We start from the raw sequence: 16,153 nt of genomic DNA on the forward strand, positions 1-16,153 counted from the left end.
CGGAGAGGTCGGGCCGGCGGCCAGCCCCCACGCGTTGACGAGGTTCGGATCGACGTTGTCGGCCACGCCGGCGACGTTGGAGACCAGGTTGTGGACCTGATATTGCCCTCGTGAGGGCTGGGCCGAGGCCGGAGCGACCAGGACGAGCGCTGCGAGGATCACCGCCGCTCCCAGTAGCCGGCGGGACGGGCATGTGCAGACATGGGTCCTCCTTCGGCCGGATCAGCGCCGCGTCGGCAAAGGCCGGAATGGCCTCGGCCGCCGTGTCGGGTTACGGCGATGACGACGCGACGGTTCGGCCACTCATGAGAGCCGTCTCATGATCTTTTCCGCATCGTCGAGGTCACGCGGGCAGCCGTCGACTCCAGAGCTGAAAGAGCCGCGGCTGGCTGATCAGCGTGCCGGCCTGTGCGGTGAACGCGGCGAGGCTGTGAACCGCCGCGGCGATATCTTGCGCCGAAGCCAGGCCCTCGGCGCGGCATGCTTCGGAAGTCGCCTCGAGGGTCCAGAGCGCGAGGCTCTTGGCCTCACCGTCGACGTGGACGGGCTGAACGACCGACATCTGCGGAGCCGGGATGCCTGCTTCGCCGAAGTAGCGGTGAAGTTTGCGGCCGGCGGTCGCATCGCCGCCGCGCCGGGCGACGATGCGTGGGTACATCTGCCGGTAGAACTCGAACCCGTCGTTCGGCGGGTCGCAGAAGAGGCCGTCGAAGTCAGCATCCTGGACGACGATCGTTCCCCCAGGCGCGACCGCCGCCCACATCCGTCGCAAGAGTTCGACCGGACGGCTCACGTGATGCAGCAGCAGCCGGCAATACACCACGTCAAACGCCGAGATGTCTCCGGTATCGAAGACATCGGCAACCCGGAACGCGACGTGAGTAAGCCGTTGGCTCGCCACTTCCGCGCGAGCAAGGCCGAGCACGCGCTCATCGGCGTCGATGCCGGTCACATGACCCTCCGGCCCCACGATCCGCGCCAGTTCGAGCGTGACCGCACCGGCACCGCAGCCGAGATCCAGACAGCGCATTCCGCGACCCACACCGGCTCGTTCGAGCAGCCCGACCGTGTCGGCCCGCCACGTCCGAGCGAGCACGCCCAGCCGCTCATAACCTCCGGGCGCATCGTGGATCGCATACGGCTCCACGCCACGAACGTACCGCGCCGACCACTGCCCGGGCAAGGCCACCGTTTGTGGTCGCCCAGCACGCGCGCGCGTCCCCGCTCGAGAACCGTGACCGCGTCGGCGACGGACCCTTCGGGTGACCGTATCGGCACGAAGTCCTGGCCGCGCACGGCACGCAGATCGCGATGGCGACCGGTCTGACCGACGCAGAGGCCCGCGCGCGCGTGGGACCAGCAACTGCGCCAGCAGGGTTTTGAACTGCAGTAGGGCCGAGCGGGCGAGATGGGTGGGCCGGGCTACGCCGGTCCATCCGCCGCGGGGTAGCGCGCCGCGGCGCCGCACGACCGGGTCGTCGCGCTTCCGCATCGGCAGCAGAAGAGGTAGCGCGGGAGGTGGCTCCCTGCCCCGCGGATCTTCGGGCCGCGCCGTGTCAGCATCCGCTGGAAATCCGGCGAGCGGCCCCGGCGGCTTGGTCTTTGCCCTGTCGTTTGGCGTTGAGGAGATGCTCGTCGGCGCGTCGGAAGAGTTCCTCAGCGGCGCAGGTGCCGTCGTCTGCGGTGGCGATGCCGGCCGACGCGGTGATCCGTCGCGGTCCGAGTGGCGTGTCGCGCGTGACGGTGAGGGCGCGCCGGGTGTACTCGGCGGCTTCGTCAGGGCCGGCGCCGCTGAGGATGGCGGCGAATTCCTCGCCGCCGACGCGGCAGACGGTGTCCGAGCGGCGGGCTTGGCCGGAGAGCACGCGCGCGAAGCCGCGCAGCACGTCGTCGCCGGCGGGGTGCCCGTGGTGGTCGTTGACGGCCTTGAAGTCGTCGACGTCGAAGAGCACCAGCGAAACGGGCCGTCGCTCGCGGCGCCCGCGCGCGAGTTCTGCGTCGAGGCGCTCGTGGAAGACACGGCGATTGGGCAGCCCCGTCAACGCGTCGGTGAGCGCCTGTTCGAGCAACTGCTCGCGCTGGCGGGCGTTTGCGTAGGCCAACGCGGCCAGCGTCGCGAAGCGACGGATCAACCGTGCTTCCTCGCCCGAGAAGGACACTGCGCTGCCCGGATCTTCACGCCACACGGTCAGTGTCCCGATCACGACCTCCTCGGCGATCAGCGGCGCGATGATGATCGCTTCATGCTCGTCGTCGGAGGTCTCGGGGATCGTGTAGAGCTTCAGGCGCGTGTCCCAGGAATCGAGGTGCTGCAGCTCGCCTGACTGCACCACGGCCCCGGCCAGGCTGGAGTCGAACCCTGGCCGATGCGCCAGCGTCTCTTCGACCCAGCGACCGACGGCGTAGACCGGTACAAGCACACGTGCCGTGTGGTCGGCCTCATAGACCGCGAGGCTGGTGAACGGAACGATCGGCCGAAGCTCCCGGACCATCCCGTCCAGCGTCGCGGTCAACGACTTCTGCGACAGCACACCCGCTGCCGCGTCGATGATCGCCTCCAAACCGTGCACGACCCGTGTCGCCGAACTCGCCGTCATGATTCCCCGGGTGATCGGCACCTTGCGCGCAGAACCGCAACGCCTCGAAAGCGCAACCGGTTCCTCCGGTCTGACTCGCGATCGCCTCGTCGCTGCGGCCGTCCTCGCCGCCGCCAACGATCACCTGTAGCGCTGGCTCGACTGCACCCCGCCATCGGCGAAGCGTTAGAGGCCCGAGCACCGGAGGCCCCGCATGGCGGAGCACCAACAATCCGAGGCCGGCCGATTCCAGCGATGGCGCGAGCGGGCGGCCGCGGCGCGCGAAGGCTGAACGGGCGCGCGGGATCGACAGCCTCAATAGACGGTGACGCCCCGACAGGTACGAGCGCTCCGTCATCCGGTCGCGCCAGCGCGGAGCCAACGGGGCCGCCCTCGGCCCGCGCGAGTGACCCATCAGCGCGATGAGGTTCACTCCGCGGCCGCTCCCGGAGAGCGTCGTCGTCCTCGGTGCAGCCGAAGCAAGCAGTGGTCCGCGTGAGCCGCTCGCCGACGGGCGAACGCGTAGCCCGCCGCGCGACTCAGCGCCGGCCGGTCAGTACCACTTGCCTTTGGCGACCCCGCCGAAGGCCACGAGGCCAACCAGCGCGATGATCAACCCGATCCAGAAGCTCCACACGATCATCAGCACGATCCCGACGATCACCAAGATGCCGCCGAGACCGATCCCGCCCGTGTTGCCACCCGTACGTCCTGCTGCCATCAGATGCTCCTCGCGAGAGGTGTCACCCGGCGTCGCCAACTGCGGCGTCGAATCCGTCCATGTCCTTTCTCTACCCCCACAGCGCAATCGTCTCGCGGACCGCACGCGAGGTGACACGTTTGGGCGTGTACTGCCGCTCAGCACCTACTACCACGCGCGCGTCAGTCCCGGCAGTTCGCACGAGTGCGCTGGGGGCGGAGTCGCCTCCTGCTGCATCTTGATGGTCGCGGGAGATCAGCCCTGACCCGGCTTGAGGTGTTGGCCGCGGCGAGCAACGCGGCGACCTGGCGCCGTGCACCAGAGCTGATCGGAGGAAGCCGCTCCCCGGCGCCGAGGGCGTGCGATGGGCCTGATCCGTCTAGTTCCAGCTCAGCTTCCCAAGAGTGCGGCAGCAAGGGATGATCCCCTCATGGTGGAGGGGAAGGTTCACGGGGACGAAGGACACGATCTGGTGCGGCGATCCGAGCTGGTTCGAGCGCGTCTACTGCAGGCCGGGCAGATCGCGGCGGTCCGGGGGTGTCCGGGGTCGTTCGAGTTCGCCGGCCGGTTCGCGGAGCCGGGCCCGCGGGGTGATCGGCGTTGAGCGGCGCGGCGCTGCGCGGGCTGGCTGAGGAGCAGGCGGCGCTGCGGCGGGTCGCCACGCTGGTGGCGCGCGGAACGCGGCAAGCGGAGTTGTTCGCCGCGGTACTCGAGGAGATCGGACAGCTGTTCGCGGTCGACCTCGCCAGCATCTGCCGCTACGACGCCGACGGCATGCTCACCTGGGTCGCGAACTGGGGAACGGCGCACGAGCACTTTCCGGTTGGGAGCCGCCGCAAGCTCGGGGGCGGCAACATCGGGACGATCGTGTTCGAGACCGGCCGTTCCGCGCGGATCGACCACTACGTGGAGAGCTCCTCCGGTCCAATCGGTGTGACGGCCCGCCAAGCGGGCATCAATTCGTCGCTCGGCGCGCCGATCGTGGTGCAAGATCGTCTCTGGGGGGTGATCGCCGCCGGCTCGCTCGTGCAGCAGCTGCTGCCTCCAGACACGGAGGAACGTCTGGCGTCGTTCACCGAGCTCGTGGCAATGGCGATCTCCAACACCGAGAGCCGGGCCGCCCTCGCCCGGCTGGCTGAGGAGCAGGCAGCGCTGCGGCGGGTCGCGACGCTGGTGGCGCACGGCGCGCAGCCCGAGGACGTGTTCGCTGCAGTCGTCGACGAAGTCATGCAGCTGTTTCCGGTCGACTACGCCGGCCTGGCCCGCTACGAGCCCAATCACACGGCCACCGCCGTCGCCGCCCGCGGCACGACCCACTTTCCCGTCGGCAGCAGCATGGTCCTCGGCGGCAAGAACACCGCCACGCGCGTGTTCGAGACCGGCCGTCCGATCCGGATCGACGGCTATGCCGACGCTTCAGGCCCGATGGGTGACAGCGCCCGAGGACGGGGTGTCGGCTCGTCGGTGGCGGCGCCGATCATCGTGGAGGGCCGAGTGTGGGGCATCATCGGCGCGGGTTCGATCGGGAAGCAGTCATTGCCGACCCACACCGAAGCGCGCCTCGCCGATTTCACCGAGATGGTCGGGACGGCGATCGCGAATGCCGAGAGCCGTGCCGGGCTCGCTCGGCTGGCCGAGGAGCAGGCCGCGCTGAGGCGGGTCGCGACGCTGGTCGCGCACGGGGAGCCGCCGGAGGAGGTGTTCGCGGCGGTCGCAAGCGAGGTCGCACTGCTGCTTTCGGCCGACTTGGCGAGCGTCATGCGCTACGAGTCCGACGACACGGTCACGCTGGTCGCCGGCGCAGGGAACCGTTTCCCTGTCGGCAGCCGATGGCCCATTGCGGGGCAGAGCAACCTCGCCACGCTCCTGTCCGAGACCGGACGTCCGGCCCGACTCGACAACTACGCCGAGGCAACCGGCCCCCTCGCTGAGGACATGCGCCAGGAGGGCATCCGCTCGGCCGTCGGAACGCCGATCATCGTCGAGGACCGCCTTTGGGGCTTGATCTCCGTCGGCTCAGGCCAGGAGTCGGCGCTACCGCCCGACACCGAGATGCGCCTCGGTTCGTTCACGGAGCTGGTGGCGACCGCGATCGCCAACACCGAGTCGCGGACGGAGGTCGGGCGGCTCGTCGATGAGCAGACCGCGTTGCGGCGCGTGGCGACACTAGTCGCGCGCGAGGCAGTGCCGCACGACGTTTTCGCGGCCGTCGCCGAGGAGGCGGGCCGGGTGCTGCACTTCGACCAGGCCGCCGTGTTTCGGTTCGAGGACGACGGCTCCGCCACGCTGCTCGCCGACTCCGGCACGGGCGGCCCGCGTATCCCGCTCGGCACCCGCATCTCGCTGGAGGGCGACAACGTCGCCGCGCGGGTCATGCGAACTGGACGCTCTGCCCGTATCGATGGCTACGCCGCCCCCGTCGGTCCGCTCGCCGAGCGCGGGCGCCGGTTCGGTATGCACTCGGTGGTCGGCGGCCCCGTCGTCGTCGACGGACGCCTGTGGGGCGCGATGGTGGCCGGCACCGCAGAGCACAAACCGCTACCCGCAGACGCCGAATCGCGAATCGCGCAGTTCACCGAGCTGGTCGCGACCGCGATCTCAAACGTCGACGCACGATCCGACCTCGCGGCGTCACGAGCGCGCATCGCGCACGCCGCCGACGAAGAGCGCCGGCGCGTGGTGCGCGACCTGCACGACGGCGCGCAACAACGACTGGTCCATACGATCATCACACTCAAAATGGCTCGCGGCGCTCGTGAGAACGAGGACGAGGAGCAGCTTTCCACCCTGCTAGACGAGGCGCTCGAACAGGCCGAACAGGCGACGAGCGAGCTGCGCGAACTGGCACACGGCATTCTGCCCACTGATCTCACCGAAGACGGCCTGTACCGAAGCGTGCAAACGCTGGCCGCACGCGCGCCGATGCCGGTCGAGAACGCCGTCTCCGTCGGCCGGCTCCCGCCCGCGATCGAGGCGGCCGCGTACTTCGTCGTCGCCGAGGCGCTCACCAACGTCGCCAAACACGCCCGCGCCCTCAGCGCCACCGTGACCGCCCGCATCCAGGACGGCACCCTGCGACTACAAGTGCACGACGACGGCGTCGGCGGCGCCCGCCCCGACGGCACCGGGCTGCTCGGACTGGCCGACCGACTCGCCGTACTCAACGGACAACTCCGGATCGAGAGCCCAGCCGACGGCGGCACGCTCATCACCGCAGAGATTCCGATCCCTCACACGGCGGCGTGAGGTGACGCTCGGAAAGTGTCCAAGGTGGTTACGCGGCGCGTGAGCCGTCGCGGCGAGAACCGACCCGGACGTATACGCGGTCAGCAGTCAGTCCTTTCACCAGCTCCTCGGTGAGACCGATCTCACGCTCGACGAGGGCTCCGCGGCGTTGCGAGCGATCGGCATCTGGAGGCCGGGCGGGTCACTCGCCCGGGATGTCGCCGATGCCGGTCAGATCCAGGAGCTTGCGGATGGGACCTGAGACCCGCGCGAGATGAAGTTCGATGCCGCGCTGGCGCGCCTCGTCGCGGAGCGAGAGCAGGGCGCCCAGCCCGGCGGAGTCCACGAACTCCACCTAGGCGAGATCCAGGACGACTGCCTCCACCCCGCCTGCAGTGAGGTGCGCGTCGACCTTGGACTCGAAGCTGAAGGCCGCCGCCATGTCGAGCTCACCCGCAACGACGAGCTCGAGCGAGGCGTCGCGGACCGTTGACTGCAGGGTGAAATTACCGGTGGATTCCTGAGTGGCGTCGTCTCGCATGCCAGGGGCCTGCCCGCGGCGGAGATCGACCAACCAGACGGTGTCAGCGGGGTTGCCACCCAGGTGAGCGCGTGATGTCGCCCGCGAACGCTTCGCTTTCCGCTCGCGTGTGCAGGGCGTCGCGACGCCCAAGTTCTCGGTCCACACATCCGCGCAGCGCTCAGCCACAGAGAACCTGGGCACGTTCTGTCACACATGCGGTCGGCCGGCAGTGGTCGACCAGCCCGAGAGGTGTCGCGACGACGCTCGACCCGACGCCTCAAGCACCAGCTCGGAACCCAGCGATGCTGTACACGCGGGCCTTACACCGCTGACAACGTGATCTGGAGGGCACCGTTCATCACCAGCAGCACGCCGAGGAACACCCAGAGCACGGGCGTGGCAGTCTTCCAACCGCCGGCGCGCGCGTTGCGCGCCCCGATCACTCGTCGCGCGAGGATCATGCCGGCTCCCGCGAACACCAGCACGAGGCCGAGCAACAGCTGTGCGATCGCCATCCGCCGCGCTCGCCGCGTGGACGGTCCTAGAGCCGCCCCCAACGCGGGATCAGGCGCCGCGCGGGAGGCCGGCGGAACCCTTCCTGCGCGAGCGCCGAGTTGACGGCGACCAGCGCGAGCTCGGTGAGCAGGTTCGCGGTACTGAGTGCGTTCACGCGGCGCTTGGAGCGCCGGGCGTTCTCGCTCGCGGCCGGCGCGGCGTGGTCGCCGTCGCGCAGCGGGACCGCACCGCCCGGGGCCATCCGGGCGAAGCGCATGCCCTCGGCAGCCGTGGCCAGGCCGGTCGCGGCGACGAGTCCGACGAGCGCATCCTTGGTGTAGGCGAGCCGTCGCTCGTCACCGGAGAGCTTGCCGTTGGCCGACTCGCGCATTCGCGCACCGGTCCACCCCGCCGCCACCGCGGCCAATGAGACCGAGTTGACGGCGCCGTAGCGACGCCAGGCGGCGTTGACGAGCTTGCCGCGCTCGGCCTCGTCGGAGATCTCGGTCACGCTCGGGTGCATCGCGAGGCGGCCGAAGAGGTTCCCACCGAGCAGCCCGGCGAGTCCGATGTCATGCGCGGCACGACCGACCTTGCTGAGGATGACGGGCGGGGCAGGAATCGGGGAGGGCATAGCTGCACACTCCCCACGTCCGCGAGGCAATGAAACCGCGCGGACGCACCGCGGTCGATCCTGATCGAGACGACCGGCGCCAGTCCCGAGCCCCAGGTCTCGCGACCGAAGTGAGTCCTGGCCGCCGCGAGGCTCTCTCACTGTGCGCGAAGTGCGACTGCCGTTGTCGTTCAGGCCGATCCAGGTGCCCTGCTCGCCCCATGCGTGCCGGCGTGGCGTTGTAGGCGCCGAGCAGCCGTGCGATCGCGAAACCCGCGGCGGCAACTCCTACGCCGGCCGGCTATCCAGTGCGTTACAGCAGCAGCGCGCGATGCCGCAGATCCGGAGGGATCGTTGACGTGTTGACGATAGGGTCAGCAGCATGGGTCAAGGGGAAAGCGGGAGTGTGTCGGTCGACACGACCGACGCGGCCGAGCATCTCCGGTTGCTGGTCGAGTCCCAGCCGGACTACGCGATCTTCCTGCTTGATCTATCCGGTCACGTGGTGACGTGGAATGACGGCGCGCGGCGATTGAAGGGCTACGCCGCCGAGGAGATCCTTGGGCACCACTTCTCAACCTTCTATCCGCCCGAGGACGTGGCCGCCGACCTGCCGCAGGCGATCTTGGACGCGGCGCGGACCACGGGGCGACACGAGGCCGAGGGGTGGCGGGTCCGCAAGGACGGGAGTCGCTTCTGGGCCAATGTCGTCATTACCGCGCTACGGGACGAACACGGCTCGCTCGTCGGATTCGGCAAGGTCACGCGCGACCTCACCAGCCGTCAGCTCGCCACCGAGCAGCTGCGGACCGCGGCCGCCGAGTTGCGGGTCGCCAACGCCGAGCTCGAGCAGTTCCGCCTGCTGGTGGAGAGTGTGCGCGACTACGCGATCTTCGTCCTCGACGTCTCCGGCCACATCCGGACATGGAACGCCGGTGCACAGAACATCAAGGGGTACACGGCCGCCGATGTGATCGGCCGGCACTTCGAGTTGTTCTACACCGAACCCGCCCGCGTCAGCCGGCACCCCGACTACGAGCTGGAGGTGGCGACTCGCGAGGGCCGGTTCGAGGAGGAAGGCTGGCGCGTGCGCAAGGATGGCACGCTGTTCTGGGCAAACGTCGTCATCACCGCGTTGCGCGACGCGCGCGGCACCCTCGTCGGCTTCGCGAAGGTCACGCGCGACCTGACCGAGCGTCGCCGCGCACAGCAGTTGCTCGAGCAGTCCGAACGCGCCGCTCGTCGAGAGGCCGAGCGACAACGCCGGCGCAGCGCGGCCCTTGAGCGGGTCGGCCGCGAAATCGTGGCACAGCTCGATCTGGACGTGATCCTGCAGAACGCGACCGATGCGGTAACCGAGCTCACCGGTGCCGCGGTCGGCGTGTTCGACGCAACCTATGCCCAGACCACCGTCATCTGCTGCGACGATCTCGCCGAGCACCCGGAAATCGCGAGCGTGGCACGGCAGTTCACGCTGCCCGAGGGCCACCCACCGATTCGCAGCTATCTGGCCCTACCGGTCCAAACCGCCGACGGCACGATTGCCGGCGGCTTGTGTTTCGGCCACCCAGAGGTCGCTGTCTTCGACGCGGAGGCCGAAGCCGCGGCGTTGAGCATCGCCGCCACGGCGGGTGTCGCGATCGTAAACGCCGGGCTGCTGGAGGACGCGCGACGGGAGACAGCAGCGCGCGAGGTAGCGCTGCGCCAGCGCGATCAGGTCGCGATCGCGCTACAGCAAAGCCTGCTGCCACCTAGCCTGCCGCAGATCCCGGGGCTCGAGCTCGGGGCCCACTATCACGCGGGCACCGAACTGGTCGGCGGCGACTTCTATGACGTCTTCGCCATCGGTGAGAACGTGTGGGGCATCGTCATGGGCGACGTCTGTGGCAGCGGACCTGAGGCCGCTTCCCAGACCGCGCTCACCCGCCACACCGTTCGCACCGCCGCGATGTTCGACTCCGATCCCGCGACGGTCATCGGCGCCCTCAACCAGGCCCTGCTGCGCTCAGACACGGGCCGCTTCACTACCGCTGTCTTCATGCGAATGACCGTTGACCCTGAGCGCAACGGGCTGAACCTGCGCATCGCGTCCGGCGGTCATCCCCCCGTCATCATCCAGCGCCACGACGGCACGTTCGAGGAATCGACGGCCCGGGGGCAGCTCCTCGGTGTCACGGACTTCGCCGTCGAGGAACTCCGCGTCGCCGATGAGCGAATGGGTGCCGGCGACGTGCTCGTGCTGTACACCGACGGGCTCACCGAGGCTCGGTCCTCAGGCGTGCTGTTTGACATCGCGGGAGTGAAGACAGCACTTCGCAGCCTGGCTGACCAAGCGCCACCCCGGCTCGCCGAGGGGCTGATCGAGGCGGCCCTTGCGCACGCCGCAGCGCCACTGCGAGACGACGCGGCGATCCTCATCCTCCGTGTCACCGCCACCGCACCAGAGTGAGCCACCCGGTCCGACCGACGTAGAGCGGGGGACATCTGGGTGTCGAACCGCTAGGCCAACACGGGTGGCCCGAGACGTGATGCAACCTTGGTCGGAGCTGCGCCCACGCGCTTTCGCCGGCGGCCTCAGCCCACCCGCTGCTGGTGGCCTCCACCCCACGTCCCGCTGCGACAACGAGACCACGGGCAGCCAGGGGTGCGTCTGGCGGACTTCACGCCCTCGATGACCTACCACCCCACCCCGACTCAGAAGGCCACGCCTGAGATCGGCGCACACATCCTCGCCGCCCAGGCCGCCGGCAAGCCCGGCGCACGCGCCGGCGGGCGCCCCGTCAACCGCGACCCGCGCCGCACCCGCGACAACCGCCGGATCGCGTGTCCACGTTTCAGTCGTGCGCGAATACCGACGCGCCCGACCCGACGGCTCCTGCGACGAATACCCCTTCGCGAGTACCCGCCAGGGCGGCGCGGGCGCGAGTCACCGCCAACGTCCCCAAGGGCGAACAGGACATCGAGGGCGGTCTCTTCGCCGGCTTCAACACCACCGAGCGGGTCCTGAAGGCGATGCATATTGGGTCACCGTCGCACCATGACCGAGGCAACCAGGACCACCCTGCCACAGCCTGAGCGCCGGCCTTGGGCCTGCTCCTCAATCTCGACCTAGGCTCGTGCCGATGAACTACGAGGACCCCATCGGTCCGCCGCGCAGGGGTTTTTGCTGCGGTACGCGTCACTCGTTGTCGTGCAGCCGTGGTTCGTAGTAGGAGAAGAAGACCTTGCCCACGAGCTCGCGGCGGCTGCGCACCCCGGTCTTCTCGAAGATGCTCTTGAGGTGCTGTTGGACGGTGTGGGGAGACACGACGAGGCGATCGGCAATGGCCGGGGTGGACTCGCCTTGGAGCACGAGCCGGGTGACCTCCTGCTCGCACCGACAGCACCGCGGAGCGCCGTGGCACGCACCAATCGGGGCGATCGAATCCGAGATGAGCGTGGGCGCGCGCGAACGTCTCGAGGGCCTCGTGTCGTGGGGCGGTCGCTGTGCCGCGGGGTGCCGAGAGCGTGGGCATGACTCGATGCGCTGTGCGCGCGACCGGTTTCGTCCTTACCGGGTCGATGCGGCGACAGTCGTCTGCGGGCCGCGGTTGCCAGCGGTGACACGGCCGCCGCCCGCTGCAGTGGCAGCCCGACGGGGTGGGGTGTCGGAGAGCTCGAGCAGTCGATCCACGCCGTAGAGCTCGAGGAGCCAAGCGAGTTCGGCCGAGCCGCTCACGATCGTCAGGTGGCCGCCCGAGCGTTCAATACGGCTCGCGGCGGCGATGATCAGGTTCGCGCCAATGAAGTCGATGAACGTCAGCTTGCGCATATCGAGCACGATCGCGTCCGCCGAGGCCCACGCCAGCCGCAGGGCACCATCCAGTTGCGAGACGGTGGCGACGTCCAGTTCGCCGCTCACCACGATTTGCACGGCGCCGTCGACGGTCGAGCGCCGACACGAGAGCCGATGCTGCTGCTCGGTCCGCGACCGAGCCGAGCAGTGGTTTCGAGGAAAGGACACGTGCTGCCTTCCGGTCGTAGAGTCAACGAACCAGAAGTCAGGTGCCGCTGCCCAGAGCCTTCGCGCGACGCGCAGCCTGCGGACCTCAGCACGGAGCCCTCTTGATGTTGTCTTACCCTCGCGGGCGCCCGTTGACCGCAATGCGCGGGCGCCAACTTCCCCGCTCACTGGCACGTCACGTCCCAGATCGTGTGATCGATCGTGCCGTCAGTGGACCGTGACGGTTCGTCGCGATGCCACGGGAGTCCGGACCCCCGAAACGGCAGTCGAGGTGCGCCGGCTCCGCTCAACGCGTTGCGAGCCGTCGCGAACCGGGCCTGAGCGGGACGACGCGACCGCCGGCGGGCCACGTTCGGTTTGGCGTGACCGTCTACTGGGAGACGACGCGTCTGCGCCAGCGTGTCGGCGGCCTGCATACCTATCAACGCCCACTGCGATCAGGTCCCCTCTCAGCAGCTGACCACTGCGTCGTCGCCGACACGCGCACGCCCGCCCAAAGGACGGCACACCCGAGCCGCGCGCAGACCGACCGAGGTTGCTCGAAATCGCGCCATGTCGAGCTTCAGGACGTGGGCGGAGACCTCGGGTCGGGGCGAGGCGCGGGCGGCTGAAGTAGGCCGTCGATACCGGTGAGTGTGAAGAGCCGATCGATGATCGGTGCGGCCCCGCGTCGGATATGGAACGCGCCGCCGCTTCGCCGCGCGCGGTCGCAGGCGGCGGTCAGTAGGACGAGGCTGCTGCAGTCCATGAAACCCAGATCACGCAAGTCCAAGGTCACGTCGGATGCGCGTTGCTGGGCGGCGCGAAGTGCGCGGTCGAGATCGGGTGCGGTGGCGAGGTCGAGTTCGCCGGCTGGCAGCAGGCGGATCGTCGCACCTAGTGAGATGCCGTTCACTGCCCAAGGATGCGCGGATGTTCGGTCGAAAGCGCCGCGACCTGTTTCGGGCGTCGTTGTCGCACACTCGCCGACAGCACGACCGCCGCTCGTGGTCTCGATGGACAAGCATGGCCGCCGCGTCGGGGGGGTAGTACCGGTGCCCCCAGAACCGAGGAGATCGCCGTGAGCGAATCCACGCAGGACCGGCCCGACAAGGCCGACGAGAAGGCCCCGAAGCCCGGCGAGCAGGACACAGAGACCGTGGCCGGCCAGCCGAGGAAGGCGCCCGATTCCAAGCAACAATCGAAGCAGGACGAGTAGTCGCGTAACTTCCCGGACGCTGCGCGGTGGGTTGATTCGAGGCCTTCTAGCGCGGGACCGACCGCGCCGCTTGTTGACCGGTGAACGGCAGCGCGGCGGTCAGGCCGGTGAGTTCGAAGACGCGTTGGACCTGGGGAGGTCCGGGCACGAGCCGTAGCCGTGCGCCGTGTCCGATCTGCGTCGTGAGCCGCAGGAGCGCGCGGACGCCGCTCGAGTCGATGAAACTCAGGGCGCGCAGGTCGACGGTTAGGTTCTCGCTGCGTTTGTCCAGGGCTGCGGCGATGGCGTGCTCAAGCTGCCCAACCGTGGCGGCGTCGAGCTCCCCGCTCGGCGCGAGCACGACCGTGTCGCCGCGGTCGTGAACGGGACAGGCAAACCCTGGCTCGAGGAACTCGTCAGCGGCTGGAGCGATCCGTGGGCGCGGCAACGGGGCGGCAGGGTCGCTCATGGCTTCACTCGATCGATCGGTTCGGGCGCGATCACGGAAGGAGCCTCGTCCTGCAGCCGTTTGAGTGCGGTGCGCAGGAGGCGCGAGACGTGCATCTGTGAGATGCCGACGATCTCGCCGATCTCGCGTTGCGTAAGGTCCTTGCGGAAGCGCAGGTTCACGATCAGGCGGTCACGCGGATCGAGGGCCCGCAGGAGGTCGTTGACCAGCACGTCGTTCTCGACATCGACAAAGCCGTCGTCCTGGATCGGGATCTCCAAGCCGCGGCCGGCTGGATCGTCAGCGTCGTGGCGGGGTTGATCGAGCGAGACGGCGTGACGTGCGCCCGCCGTCTGCAGCGCTTCGAGGATGTCTTCGACGCTGCTGTGGGTGCGCTGCGCAAGCTCGGCGACGGTGGGGGAGCGGCCGAGCTCGGTGACCAAGGTCTGGGTGTGGTGGTCGAGGCGGGCGGCGAGCTCCTGGGCGTCGCGCGGTGGACGGACAGACCAGCCGTGATCGCGCAGGTAGCGCTTGAGCTCGCCCAGGATGGTCGGGAACGCAAACGATGAGAACGCCAGTCCGCGCTCGGGGTCGAAGCGCTCGATCGCCTTGATCAGGCCGAGCGCCGCGACCTGCTCGAGATCCTCGATCTCCTCGACGTTGGCGTAGCGCCTGGCGAGCTTGCGAGCGAGCGGCAGGAACTGCTCCATGATCGCGTCGCGCGCCGCGGGGCTTCGCTCGGTCGTATAGCGCGCGAACAGACGCCGCTCGTGGGCTCGCCGGGTCTGGTACCACGCGTCGCGCCGCACGCCCCAGCGGGGCTCTGTCATCGCGCTCGTCACGCCGCAACCTCCGAAACCGCTTGAAAGCCGATTCAGAGGTCAGACGGCAATCCCGGACAGTCACCGAGCTCGCTCGTGCGATGCCCTCGCGAATGATTCTATGCCGACAAGCGTGAAGGACACGCATGCGCGTGTACGAAATCGGTCGTCGCGGTCCGGTTGCTCGCGCTTGAAACGCTCAGCCGGGTAGCGAGGAAGCCATGGTCCCGCCGGATATGCGCAGGATGATCCCCAAACGAAGCAGCTCGGCCCGGAGTTGCGAACGGGCTGTGGCTGCCGCCGATCGCGAGCTGCTTTCGGGCGAGCGAATCGTGCTGGCGTATGTCGCACGAGCTTCAGGCCCTGCGGGACACCGTGGCGGTCCTGCGTCGGGGTGCGAACTCGCTCGCCATCGACAACGCCACGCTCAGGATCGAAAACGAACACCTTCGTCAGTGCGCGTTGACGGCGCTGTCCGCCCGCCGGTAGGGCTAGGACTCGTCGAGGAAGAACAGCTCGATCTCCAGGTCGGGCCCGACGTGATGGCTGGAGATGAAGTCCACGACGCGCCGTCGGGTGGTGGCTTCGATGGCGGCCACGAAGCGGTCGCCCATCGCGAGTTGAAAGGCGCTGCGGTTCTCGGTCACGACCGGGGCGCGCTGCAGTTCGATCAGCGTCTTCTCGACGTCGGTGTAGACGTTGCCGAGCACGCAGGCGATCAGGTCATCGCCCATGAACTGGCTCTTCGCCGAGCCAGGAGGACGGTGGTAGTAGCGCTCATGCATCTCGACCATCGCGTCGGTCACCGCGCTCAGTAGGGCGTCGTTGTCGAGCGGTTCGGGCGGGGTCGCCATCGGGCGATCGGCCTCTCTCGCTCTCCGTCAAGTTGGCGCGCGCGAGGTGAAGGGCGAAACCCCCCGAACGATCGTGGTCTTCACCCTAGACCTCGAGCGGGTTACGCTCGGCCCATGGCGGACGGTGACACGCACAGCCTGCACGGCACCCACGGCGACGTGCTGACCGCGGTCTCTGAGGGCATGGTCGCGTTGTTGAAGGAGTACTACGGGCGCGGCCCGAGCCAGGCCAAGACCTACTACCACGACGATCTCGTCGTCTGCGTGCTGCGCGGCGGCTTCACGCGCGTGGAGCAGACGCTGCTCGACGGCGGGCGCGGCCAGGCCGTGATCGAACAGCGGATGGCGTTTCAGGAGGTCATGCGCGACCGCTTTACCGCCGTTATCGAGCACGCCACCGGTCGGCCTGTGATCGGCTTTATGAGCGGCAACCAACAGAGCCCCGACATGATCTGCGAGGTCTTCGTCCTCAGCCCCACGGACCTCTTGGAAGAGCACGAGCTCCCTGCCGGCGCAACATCGCGCGAGACGTCCTGACACTGCTTCGGTGAGCGCTGAGTGCAATGGCGCTCGCGCTCCAATATGGCGCGGCGCAGGCTTTAAAGCAGACATCGACGCCGCGGAAGGAGCCTCGCGCGGGCGCCGGCGCTACCGCCGCAGGACATGGCATGGCCTCGAGCGGCGGCTCGACCGGACCCTGATGGTGCCGGATCGCGAC

At 68.9% G+C, this 16,153-nt stretch carries 17 protein-coding genes and 1 pseudogene; 5 read left to right on the top strand and 13 right to left on the bottom strand.

Going from position 1 to position 16,153, the window contains the following annotated elements:
- Positions 1-343 precede the first annotated feature (343 nt).
- From OM076_RS43530 to OM076_RS43540, 3 genes are all read right to left on the bottom strand, one after another.
- Positions 344-1,147, bottom strand: a complete 804-nt coding sequence (locus OM076_RS43530) for a class I SAM-dependent methyltransferase (protein WP_270046491.1) — start codon at positions 1,145-1,147, stop codon at positions 344-346.
- A gap of 409 nt (positions 1,148-1,556) precedes the next feature.
- Complete coding sequence (locus OM076_RS43535; protein WP_270046492.1) at positions 1,557-2,714, bottom strand: GGDEF domain-containing protein; 1,158 nt, start codon at positions 2,712-2,714, stop codon at positions 1,557-1,559.
- A 415-nt stretch (positions 2,715-3,129) separates the two neighbouring features.
- On the bottom strand, positions 3,130-3,297 hold the full coding sequence (locus OM076_RS43540) for a hypothetical protein (protein WP_270046493.1): 168 nt from the start codon (positions 3,295-3,297) through the stop codon (positions 3,130-3,132).
- A 645-nt stretch (positions 3,298-3,942) separates the two neighbouring features.
- Between OM076_RS43540 and OM076_RS43545 the strand changes: the two genes are divergently transcribed.
- Positions 3,943-6,522: a sensor histidine kinase gene (locus OM076_RS43545; RefSeq protein WP_270046506.1), complete on the top strand. Its 2,580-nt coding sequence runs from the start codon at positions 3,943-3,945 to the stop codon at positions 6,520-6,522.
- 181 nt (positions 6,523-6,703) lie between these two features.
- Here OM076_RS43545 and OM076_RS43550 read toward each other — a convergent pair whose 3' ends face one another.
- From OM076_RS43550 to OM076_RS43565, 4 genes are all read right to left on the bottom strand, one after another.
- Positions 6,704-6,847 (bottom strand): STAS domain-containing protein, encoded by a 144-nt coding sequence (locus OM076_RS43550; RefSeq protein WP_270046494.1) that lies wholly within the window; start codon positions 6,845-6,847, stop codon positions 6,704-6,706.
- Positions 6,848-6,856: 9 nt separating this feature from the next.
- Entirely contained in the window at positions 6,857-7,042 is a 186-nt protein-coding gene (locus tag OM076_RS43555) for an STAS domain-containing protein (RefSeq protein WP_270046495.1), read from the bottom strand.
- 302 nt (positions 7,043-7,344) lie between these two features.
- A complete protein-coding gene (locus tag OM076_RS43560) occupies positions 7,345-7,539 on the bottom strand; it encodes a hypothetical protein (RefSeq protein ID WP_270046496.1) in 195 nt (64 codons plus the stop codon).
- 26 nt (positions 7,540-7,565) lie between these two features.
- Complete coding sequence (locus tag OM076_RS43565; RefSeq protein ID WP_270046497.1) at positions 7,566-8,153, bottom strand: hypothetical protein; 588 nt, start codon at positions 8,151-8,153, stop codon at positions 7,566-7,568.
- 361 nt (positions 8,154-8,514) lie between these two features.
- On the opposite strand from OM076_RS43565, the gene OM076_RS43570 reads away from it, so the two are divergent.
- Both OM076_RS43570 and OM076_RS47145 read left to right on the top strand, forming a co-directional pair.
- Positions 8,515-10,581, top strand: a complete 2,067-nt coding sequence (locus OM076_RS43570; RefSeq protein WP_270046498.1) for a SpoIIE family protein phosphatase — start codon at positions 8,515-8,517, stop codon at positions 10,579-10,581.
- Between the two features lie 259 nt (positions 10,582-10,840).
- Positions 10,841-11,173 (top strand): NucA/NucB deoxyribonuclease domain-containing protein, encoded by a 333-nt coding sequence (locus OM076_RS47145; RefSeq protein WP_443732135.1) that lies wholly within the window; start codon positions 10,841-10,843, stop codon positions 11,171-11,173.
- Positions 11,174-11,310: 137 nt separating this feature from the next.
- On the opposite strand, the pseudogene OM076_RS47070 reads toward OM076_RS47145, so the two are convergent.
- The 3 genes and pseudogenes from OM076_RS47070 to OM076_RS43585 all read right to left on the bottom strand — a co-directional run.
- Positions 11,311-11,505: pseudogene (locus OM076_RS47070) on the bottom strand (response regulator transcription factor); the annotation flags it as partial.
- Between the two features lie 177 nt (positions 11,506-11,682).
- Complete coding sequence (locus OM076_RS47170) at positions 11,683-12,309, bottom strand: STAS domain-containing protein (RefSeq protein ID WP_505017729.1); 627 nt, start codon at positions 12,307-12,309, stop codon at positions 11,683-11,685.
- Positions 12,310-12,697: 388 nt separating this feature from the next.
- Positions 12,698-13,030: an STAS domain-containing protein gene (locus OM076_RS43585; protein WP_270046500.1), complete on the bottom strand. Its 333-nt coding sequence runs from the start codon at positions 13,028-13,030 to the stop codon at positions 12,698-12,700.
- Positions 13,031-13,195: 165 nt separating this feature from the next.
- Between OM076_RS43585 and OM076_RS43590 the strand changes: the two genes are divergently transcribed.
- Positions 13,196-13,333 (top strand): hypothetical protein, encoded by a 138-nt coding sequence (locus tag OM076_RS43590; RefSeq protein WP_270046501.1) that lies wholly within the window; start codon positions 13,196-13,198, stop codon positions 13,331-13,333.
- 46 nt (positions 13,334-13,379) lie between these two features.
- On the opposite strand, the gene OM076_RS43595 is transcribed toward OM076_RS43590, so the two are convergent.
- The 3 genes from OM076_RS43595 to OM076_RS43605 all read right to left on the bottom strand — a co-directional run bounded on the left by OM076_RS43595 (position 13,380) and on the right by OM076_RS43605 (position 15,435).
- Entirely contained in the window at positions 13,380-13,781 is a 402-nt protein-coding gene (locus OM076_RS43595; RefSeq protein ID WP_270046502.1) for an STAS domain-containing protein, read from the bottom strand.
- Positions 13,778-14,590 (bottom strand): SigB/SigF/SigG family RNA polymerase sigma factor, encoded by an 813-nt coding sequence (locus tag OM076_RS43600; RefSeq protein ID WP_270046503.1) that lies wholly within the window; start codon positions 14,588-14,590, stop codon positions 13,778-13,780. Before OM076_RS43600 ends, OM076_RS43595 begins: the two co-directional genes overlap by 4 nt.
- 482 nt (positions 14,591-15,072) lie before the next feature.
- Positions 15,073-15,435, bottom strand: coding sequence for a Na-translocating system protein MpsC family protein (locus OM076_RS43605; protein ID WP_270046504.1), 363 nt, complete (start codon positions 15,433-15,435; stop codon positions 15,073-15,075).
- Positions 15,436-15,549: 114 nt separating this feature from the next.
- On the opposite strand from OM076_RS43605, the gene OM076_RS43610 reads away from it, so the two are divergent.
- Entirely contained in the window at positions 15,550-15,972 is a 423-nt protein-coding gene (locus tag OM076_RS43610) for a Na-translocating system protein MpsC family protein (protein WP_270046505.1), read from the top strand.
- Positions 15,973-16,153 lie beyond the last annotated feature (181 nt).

The organism is Solirubrobacter ginsenosidimutans (assembly GCF_027587205.1).

Excerpts from the sequence above, each read along its gene's own strand:
- OM076_RS43540 (WP_270046493.1), bottom strand. The coding sequence starts at position 3,297 with ATGGCAGCAGGACGTACGGGTGGCAACACGGGCGGGATCGGTCTCGGC.
- OM076_RS43555 (WP_270046495.1), bottom strand. The coding sequence starts at position 7,042 with ATGCGAGACGACGCCACTCAGGAATCCACCGGTAATTTCACCCTGCAG.
- OM076_RS43560 (WP_270046496.1), bottom strand. The coding sequence starts at position 7,539 with ATGGCGATCGCACAGCTGTTGCTCGGCCTCGTGCTGGTGTTCGCGGGA.
- OM076_RS43565 (WP_270046497.1), bottom strand. The coding sequence starts at position 8,153 with ATGCCCTCCCCGATTCCTGCCCCGCCCGTCATCCTCAGCAAGGTCGGT.
- OM076_RS43570 (WP_270046498.1), top strand. The coding sequence starts at position 8,515 with ATGGGTCAAGGGGAAAGCGGGAGTGTGTCGGTCGACACGACCGACGCG.
- OM076_RS43595 (WP_270046502.1), bottom strand. The coding sequence starts at position 13,781 with ATGAGCGACCCTGCCGCCCCGTTGCCGCGCCCACGGATCGCTCCAGCC.
- OM076_RS43600 (WP_270046503.1), bottom strand. The coding sequence starts at position 14,590 with ATGACAGAGCCCCGCTGGGGCGTGCGGCGCGACGCGTGGTACCAGACC.
- OM076_RS43605 (WP_270046504.1), bottom strand. The coding sequence starts at position 15,435 with ATGGCGACCCCGCCCGAACCGCTCGACAACGACGCCCTACTGAGCGCG.
- OM076_RS43610 (WP_270046505.1), top strand. The coding sequence starts at position 15,550 with ATGGCGGACGGTGACACGCACAGCCTGCACGGCACCCACGGCGACGTG.